Below are 13,520 nucleotides of genomic sequence, written 5' to 3'. Positions count from 1 at the left end.
TCATAGAGCGGTTTTGAGTCGTGTAATGTTTGTTTTATAAACGTGTTTGAACTTTACGTGCATAAAAAAGCTGTGAAAAGTGTGCAGGCTAGATCATTTTTTCATACAATAGCCGCACCTCGATATAGGTACACATCATGAGTAACACACAACCTGATTTCTTAGCAGACGAATTTTTACTAGATCATTATGTGGGAAAAACCCCTTTAGTGCGTTTACAACGTCTTGCAAGTCATACTCAAGCAATCGTATTGGCAAAACTTGAAGGGAATAATCCCGCAGGTTCTGTAAAAGATCGTCCCGCATACAACATGATTATGCAAGCTGAAAAACGTGGACAGATTAAGCCAGGCGATACCTTAATTGAAGCGACGAGTGGAAATACAGGAATTGCATTGGCCATGGTGGCTGCAATGCGTGGTTATAAAATGAAGCTGATCATGCCTGATAACATGAGCCAAGAACGTAAAGATGCAATGCGTGCTTATGGTGCAGAGCTGATTGAAGTGACCAAAGCTCAAGGGATGGAAGGTGCGCGTGATCTTGCTGAAAAAATGCAACAAGAAGGCAAAGGTTATGTCCTAAATCAGTTTGGGAATCCTGATAATGTTGAAGCACATTACTTAACTACAGGTCCTGAAATTTGGGCACAAACGGGCGGCAAGATCACTCATTTTGTCAGTTCAATGGGTACGACAGGTACCATTATGGGTGTATCTAAGTATTTAAAAGAACAAAACCCAGAGATTCAAATTGTCGGCTTGCAACCTGAAGATGGTGCAAGTATTGCGGGAATCCGTCGTTGGCCTGAAGAGTATTTACCTACCATTTTTGATCGTAGTCGTATCGACCGTATTATGGATATTCCACAAATTGAAGCTGAAAAAACCATGCGTAAATTAGCGCAAGTTGAAGGCATTAGTGCAGGAACATCTTCAGGTGGTGCAGCTTGGGCTTCCATTCAGTTGGCAGTCGAAAATCCTGAAGCAGTCATTGTATGTATTATTTGTGACCGTGGTGATCGTTATCTTTCAACAGGTTTATTTTCTGTTGTTGATGCGCAGTAATTGATTTAAAAATCTAAGAGAAATATATACATGCGTCTTCCTGTTTTAGTGTTCGATATAGAAACCCTAACCGATCTTAAAGCGGGAGCACATTTGTATGGTTTAGATCTTCCGCAAGAAGATTTAGAGCAAGCCTTAAGTAAATTACGCCGTCAAGAATCAGGCATGGACTTTCAGCGCTTGGCTTTACATGAAATTGTCTGTATTTCAGGTTTATGGATCGATGAAAAAGGCGCAATGAAATTGTTTTCATTTAGCCGAGAACAAGACTCTGAGTCCGAAATTTTAAAAAAATTCTTATCAATCTTTGATAAACGGAATCCGACGCTAGTCAGTTGGAATGGTTCACAATTTGATTTGCCTGTGATCTTATTCCGTGCCATGTATCATGGTCTATCTGCACCAAGTTTGTTCGATCAAGGTGAGATTGACACACAAAAACGTTATAATAACTATCAGAACCGTTATCACCATCGTCATGTTGATTTAATGGATGTCATGGCAATGTTTAATGGACGTCATTTTCAAAAGTTAGATGATGTTGCACATTTACTGGGTTATCCCGGAAAGCGTGGTATTTCAGGGTATTACATTCCTGAATATGTCAAAAATCAGCAATGGCTTAAACTTACAAGCTATTGTGAAGGTGATGTCTTAAATACGTGGTTGATTTATTTACGTTGGTCATTATTGAAAGGTCAAATTTTGGCTGAAGATTATCGTTTATGGATTCAAGCCAGTATTCATTATTTACAAGGTCAGCCTCAACAGGCTGAATTCTTACAAGTATGGCGTGAAACGTCACAACATACTGAATTTACGATTTCAGATTTTCCACCCACTTTAGATTAGGTTATTCCTTTGAAACATAGAGCTAAACCTCGACCATCTCAACTTCCCCAATATATTTTTAAAGTTGAGACACTTTCACATGAAGGGCGAGGGATAGCGCACTACGGAACGGAAACCAATCATCCCAGTGAAAAACAAGGTAAGAAGGTTTTTATTCGTTATGCCTTACCTGGTGAAACAGTTAAAGCTCAAATTACCCATCAGGCAAAAAAATTAGAAGAAGCAGATAATATTCAACTATTGAGTGATCCAAGTCCTTATCGTGTTGAACCGATTTGTCCTCATTTTGGCGTTTGTGGTGGCTGTAATATGCAACACATCCATCCAGATGAACAAATTCGCTTAAAACATAATGTGCTTAAATCACACTTAGAACATTTTGCAGGTCTACAGCCTGAACAATGGTTAACGCCTTTACGTTCTACACGAACGGATTATCGTCATAAGGCACGTATTGGTGTACGTTATTTACCTAAACAAAATCAATTGTTGATGGGTTTTCGTGAAGCACAAAGTAATCATTTGATTGAAATCAAAACCTGTAAAATTTTAGATCAACAATTGGATTCAGCTTTACCTGAATTAAAAGTGTTACTCGAAAGTCTAACAGGCAAAGCGGCGATAGGTCATATAGAATTGGCAAAAGGCGATAGTGAAATTGCTTTATTGATACGTCATACGGAAAAATTAAAAGACGTTGATGTCAACCGATTACGAGAATATGCGTTACAGAAACAGTGGCAATTGTATTTGCAACCTGCAGGTGTAGACAGCTTACATCGTGTAGATGATCCGCAAGCATCAATGCAACTCCATTATCGGTTGAATGACTTTGATATTGAATTTGGATTTAATCCCACAGATTTTACTCAAGTCAATCCAACAGTTAATCCTCAGATGGTGAAGATGGCATGTGATTTGCTTGATTTGCAACACGGAGATTCTGTCCTTGATCTATTTTGTGGATTAGGTAACTTTTCTCTTCCACTTGCGCGCCAAGTGGGTGCAAATGGAAACGTGGTTGCAGTTGAAGGCAGTGAAGAGATGGTGAAACGTGGTACAGAAAATGCACTGAATAACGGCATCACCAATGTTACATTTTATGCACAAGATTTAACAAAAGACTTTTCACAGTTTTCTTGGGCAAAGCAAGGATTTGATGCATTATTAATAGATCCTCCACGAGCAGGCGCGGAGCAAGTAATGCATTATGTGCCTAATTTTGGTGCGAAAAAAATCGTTTATGTGTCATGTAACCCTGCGACTTTGGCAAGAGATGCAGGAATATTGTCACAGTATGGTTATCAGCTAAGAAAAGCAGGTGTGATGGATATGTTTACGCATACTGGACATGTCGAATCCATTGCTTTATTTGAAAAGAAACAAGAGATAAACCATTAAAAATGAGTAATACGGTCAGAGGAGAATGGTATGGTCACAGTGCGTGAACAGTTACCTGGGCAACTCACAGAGTTATCTGAGGAAACGACTGTAGAACATGCCGAAGAAGCACAGCAAGGTCTGGCAACTTGGCTGAATCGTGTAAGTGAAATTTTAGACGGTGTTGAACTAAAGCAACTTACGGAAGTTGCTCAATTAGTATTACAAAAAGAGTTAGAGTCGGCACAAAACCATAGAACCAACACCTTTGCGATAGGTTTGGGGATAGCTGATATTCTGGCGCATTTGCATGTGGATGAAGATACTTTGTCTGCAGCAATGCTCTATCGTAGTGTGCGTGAAGGAATTACCACACTCGAAGAAGTACAGCGTAATTTTGGTGAGCATGTTTACAATCTTGTCAAAGGCACTTTGGCAATGGGTAAACTTTCAGAGCTGATTGAAAAAAATAAACGTTTAGAAGATCATTTTAATAATAATCAACGTGAACATTTATCTGGCATTTATAAAATGCTGATCTCGGTTACCGAAGATGTTCGCGTTGTACTGATTAAATTGGCTGAGCGTACTTATGCTTTGCGTGAGTTGGCACATTCTTCGAAAGAGCGTCAGGAACGTGTTGCGCGAGAAATTTTAACGATTTATTCGCCGTTGGCGCACCGCTTAGGCATTGCTCAGCTGAAATGGGAGCTTGAAGATCTCGCATTCCGTTATTTAGCACCTGAACGTTATAAAGAAATTGCATCGTTATTAAATGAAAAGCGTCTTGAACGTGAACATTACATTCAATTTGTCGTGGACAAGCTGAAAGGTGAGCTAGCTGAGCATGGCATTCATGCTGAAATTTCAGGTCGGGTAAAACATATTTATTCGATTTATCGAAAAATGAAAAGTAAAAATCTGAGTTTTGATCAGCTTTATGATATTCGAGCTTTACGTGTTTTGGTCAAAAGTGTACCTGAGTGTTATCACGCACTGGGTTTGGTTCATCAGATTTGGCGACATATTCCGCATCAATTTGATGACTATATTACCAATCCGAAAGCCAATGGTTATCGTTCGTTACATACTGCCGTCATTGCTGAAAATAAATCTCTAGAAATACAAATTCGTACCACAGAGATGCATGAAGAAGCTGAACTAGGGGTATGTTCACACTTTAACTATAAAGAAGGTTCAAAAAATACAGATTATTCATTTAATCATCGTTTGCATTCTTTACGTGCAGTGCTTGAACATTACCAAGAGCGTAATGAAACAGGTGCGCATCCAAATGAAGATGAAACAGAAGATTTTGAACAAATCCAAGATTTTGAAGGCTTTGAAAAAATCTATGTCTTTAGCCGTGATGGTGATATTAAAGAATTGCCACGCGGTTCGACCGTTTTAGATTTTGCTTATCATGTGCATACAGAAGTTGGGAATAAGTGCTATGCAGCACGTGTCAATCAACGTTATGTGCCTTTAACCTATACGTTAAAAACAGGTGAGCAGGTTGAAATTTTAACCAAGAAAGATCGTGAACCAAACCGTGATTGGTTGGTGAATTCTCTGGGTTATATTAAGACAGCACGCGCACGAGATAAATTACGTCATTGGTTTAGACAGCAAGATCGCAGTAAAAATCTTGAAGTGGGTCGTGAGCTATTAAATAAAGAACTTTCTAGATTAGCGATTCATCCTAAAAGTATTGATTTGAGTGATTATTGCAGTCATTTCAATGTCAAATCAGGTGATGATATTCTCGTATCATTGGTAAGTGGCGACATTAGCTTGCACGCACTGATGAATCAAGTAAATCGTCATATGCATTTAGATCAGGATGAACCTGAACTGGTGTTAAAGCCAACACTGAATCCACGTGCCAGTCATACTTTATCTGCACATGGTATTTTGATTGATGGTTTAGATAATGTTGAGCTTCATGTGGCGCAATGTTGCCAACCTGTACATGGTGAATCAATTGCAGGTTATATCACTTTAAATCGTGGTGTGAGTATTCATAAAGTTGTATGTCCTGATTATATTCGTATGATTGGTTTAGAGCCTGATCGAGCTGTAGAAGCAGATTGGGAGATGCAACCGACACGTGGTCAAAGTGTACAAATTGTAGTTGAAGCCTATGATCGTCGTGGTTTATTGAAAGATTTAACGCAAGTAATTTTCTCCGATCAAATCAATATTCGTCAGGTCAATACCATTTCTGAAGCAGATGGTATTGCCAATATGAAATTGTTGATTGAGGTCAAAGGTTTGGCACAATTATCTCGTTTGTTGGCTCGCTTAGAACAACAACCTGGCATTATTAGTGCAAGACGTTTGGTTCAAGGCAGTTAAGTTCTATTGAGCTTGAGTATGGAAAAAGCCCACTATTTGCGGGCTTTTTTTAATGTTTTTTTGTGAGATATAAATTGGTTAATCGATTGAGTATCTGTGGACTCATACTTGATAATTTAAACATGATCTTGGTTTTAAAGCCTACAGGAGTATGTGTGGCCGTTAATATTGTACCTTTTGCTTGAGCAAGATTTAAAACCTGTTCAGCGACATCTTGAGGCGTTAAGTCCACGCCCATGTTTTGAATGCTGACTGCATTCATATCTTTAACCATAGCCGTTTGTACAAATAAAGGCATGACATCTAAAACACGGATTCCATATTTTTGCCACTCGATATCTAAACCTTCAGTGATACCACGAACTGCAAATTTACTGGCAGAATATGAGACTAAATCTGCTTGACCATAAATTGCAGAGGCTGATGATAAGTTAATGATTCGTGCAAATTTGGAGGCTTTTAAGAGGGGCAGTGCAGCATGGCAACCATTGAGCACACCTTTTACATTAATGTCGATAGTACGATAATGTGAAAGAATATCAGTTTTTTCAAATTCGCCTGAATAAAGAATACCTGCATTATTCACGAGAATATTGAGTTCACCCGCCCACTGAGAGAAGTCATCTAAAGCATGTTGCCATTGATCATATTGAGAAACATCTAATAAGCCTGCTTTGGCATTACTTCCTAATTGCTGAGCTAAGGTTTGAGCTTGAACTTCATTAATGTCATAGATGCCAACTTTATAGCCGTGCTGGTAAAATAAGCGTGCAATTGCAGCACCAATTCCTTGAGCAGCACCACTAATGAAAATACTTCGGCTCATTATTTCATCCTTTTTGTTTTGATATTTTTCGTGTTGATGAGGGGCAGTTGAACATAATTCTCATATATCATGCAAGATACACATGGGTCATTTTTAATTTTAAGTTTGGGACATTCTTATGGAAAATTTATTAAATATAATGAAAGTATTAAGAGAAAAATGTCCATGGGATAAAGCTCAAACACCTGAAACTTTAACTCAATATGCAATTGAAGAAGCTTATGAAGTTGAAGAGGCAGTGCGTTCAGGAGATCTTAACCATATTCGTGATGAATTAGGTGATTTGCTTTTACAGGTAGTCTTTCAGTCACAAATGTATAGTGAACAAGGTGCTTTTGATTTTAATGATGTCGTTGAGGCAATTTCAGAGAAGTTAATTCGTCGCCATCCCCATGTATTTCAAGCAGAGCAATTTGATGATTTAACACCTGAACAAGTGTCCCAGTTATGGAAAGAAATTAAGCAACAAGAAAAACAAGGAAAGCCCAAATCTCGTTTAGATGAGGTTAAAAATGGTCCTGCAATTATACAAGCAGAACAGATTCAGAAGAATGCCGCAAAAATTGGTTTTGATTTTGCCAATTTAACAGATGCATATGAAAAGCTACAAGAAGAACTTGATGAATTTAAACAAGCTTTAGTCAATCAAAATTCCGATGAAATTTTGGATGAATTTGGTGATTGTTTGTTTTCTTTTATCAATGTAGGACGTAAACTTGGGTTATCTAGTGAAATGGCACTATTAAGTACAATTTATAAATTTAAAACGCGTTTTGCTTATATTGAAGATCAAGCATTTCAACAACAAAAAAATATAGAAGAGATGAGCTTAGAAGAAATGGATCAGTTGTGGGAACAAGCAAAGCAAGTATTACGACAACAACATAACGCAAAAAAACAGGCAAATTATGAAAGACCAAACAATCTTTAAGGCATTTTTTTATGTCATTTTATCTTTTTTAAGTATGACTCAGTTAAGCTATGCTGAACATTTTGATCAAAATTATTTAAAGTGGAAGGCAGAGCAACAAACTCAAGATGCTAAACTGAAACAAAATACTGACCCCAATTATTATTTGTCTAAACCTAGTTTAAGTCATACGACTAAAAGTAAGAGTAATTCAGGTCAAGCAGTTGCTTCTACGGGTTCAAAAATTAGTTTGAATTCCGCAAGCCTTGAGCAATTACAGCAGTTAAATGGTGTCGGGCTAAAAAAAGCACAAGCGATTCTGGATTATCGGAATCAAAATGGAAAGTTTAACAGTATCGATGACTTACAAAAAGTGAAAGGTATTGGTCCAAAATTATTGGAAAAGAATAAAGCAATATTAAGTTTATGAGGTGTTTTATGTGGTTTAAAAGTCAGATAAATGTGAAATAAGACTTAAGATTTAGAGTTAGATTGAGATAATCAAATTGCCCTTTGATTGTGTTAGATATATGATTAGCACAATTATTATTTTTTACGTCCTGACGTAGGAGACAACGTCTTTTGCAAACTTTGCATGCGTCAAAGTGTGGATTATCCACCGCTCAATTACCTTCTTCCATTTTAGATGTTATTGATTCTTTAACCAAAGCTGGCTATGAAGCATATATCGTCGGTGGAGGTGTACGTGATCTTATGCTTGGGTTAAGTCCTAAGGATTATGATGCTGTTACTGATGCGACACCTGCTCAAATTAAAGAGGTTTTTGGTCGTCGCTGCCGAATTATTGGTCGTCGTTTTGAGTTAGCTCATGTGTATTCTGGGCGAGAATTGATTGAAGTTGCGACTTTTCGTGCTCCGCCTAAAAAAGCAGTCACTTCTGCGGCAGGTATGATTCTACGTGATAATAATTGGGGAACCATCGAGCAAGATTTTGCGCGTCGAGATTTTTCAATTAATGCGATGTACTATCAACCACGTAAGGGGGAAGTACTCGATTTTTGTAATGCGGTTGATGATATAAAAAATAAAACATTACGTTTATTGGGTGATCCTGCATTACGTTTTGAAGAAGATCCAGTACGAATGTTACGTACTTTGCGTTTTGCAGCCAAACTTAATTTTAGTATTGATCCAGACATTTTAGAAATATTTACACCAGAGATGACGCAGTTATTGCGTGATGTTTCTCCGCACCGTTTATACGATGAGTCTCAAAAATTATTCACCATGGGGCATTTACATCGCGTAATGCCCATGTTGATTGATTTTGGAATCTGGAATCAATTATTTGCAGATCTTCCAACGGATATCACAGCATTTATTGAGCATGCGGCTAAAAATACGGATCAACGTATTCAAATGGGTAAGACCATCAATCCTGCATTTTTCTACGCAGTATTGTTATGGAAACCATTCTTAGAACGTTGTGAAGCTCATTTGGCAAAAGGTGTAGCACCTGCTGAAGCACGTGCACAAGCAGGTTTAGACGTCTTGAAACGCCAAGCGACACGCACCATTATTCCTCGTTTTGCAGAAACATTTATTCGTGAAGTATGGGAAATGCAAACGCGTTTGCTGAATCCTAAAGCACAGCAAATTGAAGCGTTATCTAACCATGCACGTTTCCGTGCAGGATTTGACTTTTTACTGCTGCGTGAAAAATCAGGTGACAGTTCTACATTAGGTATGGGCGTCTGGTGGGAAGCTTATCAAACCATGTCTGGTGACGAAAAAGAGCGAGCGATTAGCCAGTATAATCGTCAACGTGCGAAAAACCGCCGTAAAACGGTTACTACAGATGTTGTTGAAGAGCTTAAAGGGAATACAGCAACGATTGAGCCTTTGGTTAAAGAATCAGAGTCTCGTAGCCGTCGCCCTCGTAAATCGCAATCTTCATCAGGCTCCTCACAAGACTTTAGAGGTCGTGAGCAACGTGTTAAATCAAACTCAGGTGAGATTGATGCAGATCATCCAATTATGAAACGCAAACGTGTGCAACGTGATTTGACCAAGGTTGTTTTCGGACCAACAAAATGAGTGTAATCACTTATATTGGGTTGGGAAGTAATTTAGGGGATTCAGCGCAGATTTTAAGGGAAGCCGTTGAGAAGTTGTCTACATTAGGGCGGGTTCAAGTATCTCGGCTATATCATAGTCCTCCAATGGGTCCTCAAGATCAGCCTCACTATCATAATGCAGTAGCGCGTTTGGTCACTGAGCTGGAACCTTTGAGTCTCTTGGATGCGCTACAAGATTTTGAGCAAGAATCAGGTCGTGTTCGTTTTCGTCGTTGGGGCGAACGAACTTTAGATTTAGATCTTTTGCTTTATGGTGAAAAAAACATTATAAATGAGCGACTCACTGTGCCGCATATCGGTATTGTTGAGCGTGATTTTGTGGTCATACCATTGTTAGATTTGGATCAAAATATTCAAATTGATGGTCAAGCACTACGAAATTTAGAATTTGTACAGCATTCAACTTTAACTGTTTTAGCCGATTCAAATTGGGCAAACATTAAGTAAAAGTGCTTCGTATCTCTCAAGAACAGAGGAATATCGTCATGATTAGTTTAAGTCATTTAAGAAAATTTAAAGAGCAGGGACGTAAAATCTCATGTTTGACTTGCTACGATGCAAGTATGGCAAAAGCAATGGAACTTGCTGAAATTGACAGTATTTTAATTGGCGATTCACTGGGAATGACGATTCAAGGGCATGATTCAACTTTGCCTGTAACGGTTGCAGATATGGCTTATCATACCAGTGCAGTGCGCCGTGCCAATCAGCATTCATTTATTATGACTGACCTGCCATTTATGAGTTATGCAACTTTAAATGATGCTTTGAGCAATGCGAGAACAGTGATGCAAGCTGGTGCTCAAATGGTGAAAATGGAAGGCGGAGAATGGTTGTCTGAAATTGTACAAGTTTTGACTCGTAATGGTATTCCTGTATGTATTCATTTGGGTTTAACGCCTCAATCTGTACATGTGTTTGGTGGTTATAAATTACAAGCAAAAACACGTGAAGCAGCAGATCAATTGATTGCTGACTGTAAAGCTGTGGTTGAAGCAGGTGCTGCTTTATTATTACTTGAATGTGTTCCTGCACAATTGGGTAAAGAGATCGCTGAATTATTCCCGAATGTGCCTGTTATTGGTATTGGTGCTGGGGTAGAAACGGATGGTCAAGTACTTGTGGTACAAGATATGCTCGGTTTAACTTTTGGCAAAGTGGCACGTTTTGTGCGTAACTTTATGAAAGAACAGGCGGGTGAAACTGCAATCATGGATGCATTTAAAGCCTATCACGTGGCAGTACAAGATCAATCTTTTCCTGCACCAGAACATTCTTTTCAAGTTGAGCTGTAAGCATGAAAACTGAAACGAGCATCCAAGGATTATCCGCATCATTAAATCCAGCACGTTCAACACGTAAGATTATTGGTTTTGTACCGACCATGGGGAATCTACACGAAGGTCATCTCAATTTAGTACGTGAAGCACGTCAATTGTGTGATGTCGTTGTAGTCAGTATTTTTGTGAATCCAATTCAATTTGGACCGAATGAAGATTTTGATAATTATCCAAGAACTTTAGAACATGACAGTAATTTATTGGCTGAAGTGGGATGTGATATTGTATTTGCGCCATCTGTTGAGCAAATGTATGGTAAACACCCTCGATTGACCAATATTAGTGTTGGTGAAATCACCAATGATTTATGTGGTTTGCAACGTCCTGGTCATTTTGACGGTGTAGCAGTTGTCGTCGCCAAACTATTTAATATCGTACAACCAAACTATGCTTTTTTTGGTCAAAAAGATTACCAACAGTTGGCTGTAATCAAACAATTGGTACGTGATTTAAATATGCCAATTGAAGTGATTGGTGTACCAATTACACGTGCTGAAGATGGTTTGGCGTTAAGCTCGCGGAATGGCTATTTATCTGTTGAAAACCGTCAGATTGCCCCAATGATTTATAAAAGCTTAAAAATAGCAGAACAGCATTTACATGAAGGGCAGAGTTTGAGTGAGACATTAACTCAAATTCGAGCAGATTTGAGTCGTACTGGTTTTGAAGTAGATTATGTGGAAGCACGTACACCGATGTTGCAAAAGGTAGATCAGTTTAATCAGGATGTTGTATTATTCGTTGCTGCTAAGCTAGGTAAAACACGTTTAATTGACAACCTACAAGTGAAATATACATCTACATAAAATATTCTATTTAAGGGTCGCCATGCCATGAAGCGCATACTTATCGTGACGGGACAATCTGGATCAGGGAAATCATCTGCTTTGCAGGTGCTTGAAGATTTAGGCTATTACTGCATTGATAATTTGCCATTGGCATTGCTCCCTGAAATAGTTGAAAAGTTAGATAAAGAAAATAATTTAGAACAATTGGCACTGGGTGTTGATGTTCGTAGCACACGTGCAGATTTAAAAGAGTTCGATCAGGTTTTTGAACTTTTGCAAAAGCATGGTGTGGTGGATGTGATCTATTTGACAACTCAAGATCAGGGGTTGATTGCACGATTTAGTTCGTCAAGACGCCCACATCCATTGGCAAATCGCTTTAAAAGTTTGAATGAATGTATACAAGAAGAAAAACAACTTTTACTGCCAATTCAATTACGTGCAACTGTACATCTTGATACCACTGACAAAAGTGTGCATGATTTAAAAGATACCTTATTGTCGAAACTCGGACAGTCCGATAAACTCATCCTAATTCTACAATCTTTTGGTTATAAACATGGCATTCCTTTAGATGCCGATTTTGTCTTTGATGTCCGTCATTTACCAAATCCTCATTGGGATTTAGAACTACGCAAATATTCAGGTTTAGATGAACCTGTGCGTCGGTTTTTAGAAGACAGCGAACAAGCCAAAGAAATGTTTCAAGACATTTATGAATTTTTAAATAAGTGGTTGCCTGCTTTTGCAGAAGGTCATCGTCATTATATTACGGTGTCAATCGGCTGTACTGGAGGTCAACATCGTTCCGTTTATATCGTGGATAGACTGAAAAAGGCTTTAGAGTCAAAATGGTCTGTTCAAGTTTTACACAGAGAAATGAAGCACTGGTCATGATTGACACAACTGTTGACGTAATTAATAAATTAGGGTTACATGCACGCGCATCTGGAAAACTAATAGAAGTCACTACTAAATTTCGATCATCGATTCAAATTGGTAAGGGCGACAAGTTAGTCGATGCCAAGAATATTCTTTCTTTACTCATGCTTGGAGCTGGTAAAGGAACCACTTTGCGTCTAGTGATTGATGGTCCAGATGAAGAAAAAGCTTTGTCTGAAGTTCAAGCATTATTCGCCGCAAAATTTTACGAGGCAGATTAATCGTGGCACGTCGTACGCAACGTTTTACTGAAGATGATTATGATTCTTTAGATGGACGTGCAAGTAAAACCGAACAGAAGAAAGCCGTACAACGTATGGCTGCTCTTGGTGCGCAACTCGCTGAGTTGCCAAAAAAGAAAATTGAGAAACTGCCTGTTGAAGAGCGTTTAATTGATGCATTGTTAGATGTTCAATTAATTACAGCGCATGAAGCACGCCGTCGTCAATTTTTAAGGATTGGTAAATTGTTAAGAAATGAAGATGAAAGCATTATTTTATCTTATTTAACACCGCAGCAAGGTTTAAAGAAAACTGCACAATTGCAACGTTGGGTTGATCGAATGATCGCTCAAGGTGATCCTGCAATTAAGGAGTTCATTAAAATGTATAATGCTGCGGAGCATCATCCGATTCGCCAACATTGCTTACGTGTGCAACGTGATATTAAACAAGAGTTGGGTGAAGAGGCGATTGCTGCATCTCGATTAAATATGTTTAATTACATACAGCAAGTGGCTTTGATTTCAGATAATAGTTAATTTATTTGGGTTCGCTATAAAAAACGATCCGGTTGTGGTCGTTTTTTTATGTGTGATGATTTTTATCAGAATGAGTTTTTAAATATTAGGTATATTTGTTAAATTTAAATATAACTAATTGAAAAATATTAATTAAAAATTAAGATTAATGAGTAAAGGTGATTTTTCATTCAATTTTTTGTGATTGGTTACATCGTT

At 38.2% G+C, this 13,520-nt stretch carries 14 protein-coding genes; 13 read left to right on the top strand and 1 reads right to left on the bottom strand.

Annotated features, from left to right (window positions below):
- Positions 1-137: 137 nt before the first annotated feature.
- Genes cysM through B9T35_RS07165 form a run of 4 tightly spaced genes read left to right on the top strand, consistent with a single transcriptional unit; the run spans position 138 to position 5,657 of the window.
- Positions 138-1,067: a cysteine synthase CysM gene (gene cysM, locus B9T35_RS07180; RefSeq protein ID WP_086190442.1), complete on the top strand. Its 930-nt coding sequence runs from the start codon at positions 138-140 to the stop codon at positions 1,065-1,067.
- A gap of 30 nt (positions 1,068-1,097) precedes the next feature.
- Positions 1,098-1,919, top strand: a complete 822-nt coding sequence (locus B9T35_RS07175; RefSeq protein ID WP_086190441.1) for a 3'-5' exonuclease — start codon at positions 1,098-1,100, stop codon at positions 1,917-1,919.
- Between the two features lie 9 nt (positions 1,920-1,928).
- Positions 1,929-3,320, top strand: coding sequence for a 23S rRNA (uracil(1939)-C(5))-methyltransferase RlmD (gene rlmD, locus B9T35_RS07170; RefSeq protein ID WP_086190440.1), 1,392 nt, complete (start codon positions 1,929-1,931; stop codon positions 3,318-3,320).
- Positions 3,321-3,350: 30 nt separating this feature from the next.
- A complete protein-coding gene (locus B9T35_RS07165) occupies positions 3,351-5,657 on the top strand; it encodes a RelA/SpoT family protein (RefSeq protein ID WP_086190439.1) in 2,307 nt (768 codons plus the stop codon).
- A 49-nt stretch (positions 5,658-5,706) separates the two neighbouring features.
- On the opposite strand, the gene B9T35_RS07160 is transcribed toward B9T35_RS07165, so the two are convergent.
- Positions 5,707-6,483, bottom strand: a complete 777-nt coding sequence (locus B9T35_RS07160; RefSeq protein WP_086190438.1) for an SDR family oxidoreductase — start codon at positions 6,481-6,483, stop codon at positions 5,707-5,709.
- Positions 6,484-6,601: 118 nt separating this feature from the next.
- Here B9T35_RS07160 and mazG point away from each other — a divergent pair, with 118 nt between their 5' ends.
- The 9 genes from mazG to yjgA all read left to right on the top strand — a co-directional run bounded on the left by mazG (position 6,602) and on the right by yjgA (position 13,322).
- Positions 6,602-7,414 carry a nucleoside triphosphate pyrophosphohydrolase gene (gene mazG / locus B9T35_RS07155; protein ID WP_086190437.1) on the top strand — a complete coding sequence of 271 codons (813 nt, stop codon included), beginning with the start codon at positions 6,602-6,604 and terminating at the stop codon, positions 7,412-7,414.
- Positions 7,392-7,823: a ComEA family DNA-binding protein gene (locus B9T35_RS07150; RefSeq protein ID WP_086190436.1), complete on the top strand. Its 432-nt coding sequence runs from the start codon at positions 7,392-7,394 to the stop codon at positions 7,821-7,823. Before mazG ends, B9T35_RS07150 begins: the two co-directional genes overlap by 23 nt.
- Before the next feature lie 152 nt (positions 7,824-7,975).
- The gene (gene pcnB / locus B9T35_RS07145; RefSeq protein ID WP_086190435.1) at positions 7,976-9,451 is read left to right on the top strand and encodes a polynucleotide adenylyltransferase PcnB; all 1,476 of its coding nucleotides are present in this window, start codon (positions 7,976-7,978) and stop codon (positions 9,449-9,451) included.
- Positions 9,448-9,939 carry a 2-amino-4-hydroxy-6-hydroxymethyldihydropteridine diphosphokinase gene (gene folK / locus B9T35_RS07140; RefSeq protein ID WP_086190434.1) on the top strand — a complete coding sequence of 164 codons (492 nt, stop codon included), beginning with the start codon at positions 9,448-9,450 and terminating at the stop codon, positions 9,937-9,939. The genes pcnB and folK overlap by 4 nt, the downstream gene beginning before the upstream one ends.
- Positions 9,940-9,977: 38 nt before the next feature.
- Positions 9,978-10,787 (top strand): 3-methyl-2-oxobutanoate hydroxymethyltransferase, encoded by an 810-nt coding sequence (gene panB, locus B9T35_RS07135; RefSeq protein ID WP_086190433.1) that lies wholly within the window; start codon positions 9,978-9,980, stop codon positions 10,785-10,787.
- A 2-nt stretch (positions 10,788-10,789) separates the two neighbouring features.
- On the top strand, positions 10,790-11,638 hold the full coding sequence (gene panC / locus B9T35_RS07130) for a pantoate--beta-alanine ligase (RefSeq protein WP_086190432.1): 849 nt from the start codon (positions 10,790-10,792) through the stop codon (positions 11,636-11,638).
- 27 nt (positions 11,639-11,665) lie between these two features.
- Positions 11,666-12,517 carry an RNase adapter RapZ gene (gene rapZ, locus B9T35_RS07125; RefSeq protein ID WP_086190431.1) on the top strand — a complete coding sequence of 284 codons (852 nt, stop codon included), beginning with the start codon at positions 11,666-11,668 and terminating at the stop codon, positions 12,515-12,517.
- Entirely contained in the window at positions 12,514-12,783 is a 270-nt protein-coding gene (locus B9T35_RS07120; RefSeq protein ID WP_086190430.1) for an HPr family phosphocarrier protein, read from the top strand. Before rapZ ends, B9T35_RS07120 begins: the two co-directional genes overlap by 4 nt.
- Before the next feature lie 2 nt (positions 12,784-12,785).
- Complete coding sequence (yjgA, locus tag B9T35_RS07115) at positions 12,786-13,322, top strand: ribosome biogenesis factor YjgA (protein ID WP_086190429.1); 537 nt, start codon at positions 12,786-12,788, stop codon at positions 13,320-13,322.
- Positions 13,323-13,520 lie beyond the last annotated feature (198 nt).

Origin of the sequence: Acinetobacter sp. ANC 3832, assembly GCF_002135415.1 — a bacterium.
Lineage (GTDB): Bacteria > Pseudomonadota > Gammaproteobacteria > Pseudomonadales > Moraxellaceae > Acinetobacter.
The sequence above is the reverse complement of the archived record's forward strand: the minus strand, read 5'-3'. Positions and strand labels throughout refer to the sequence as shown.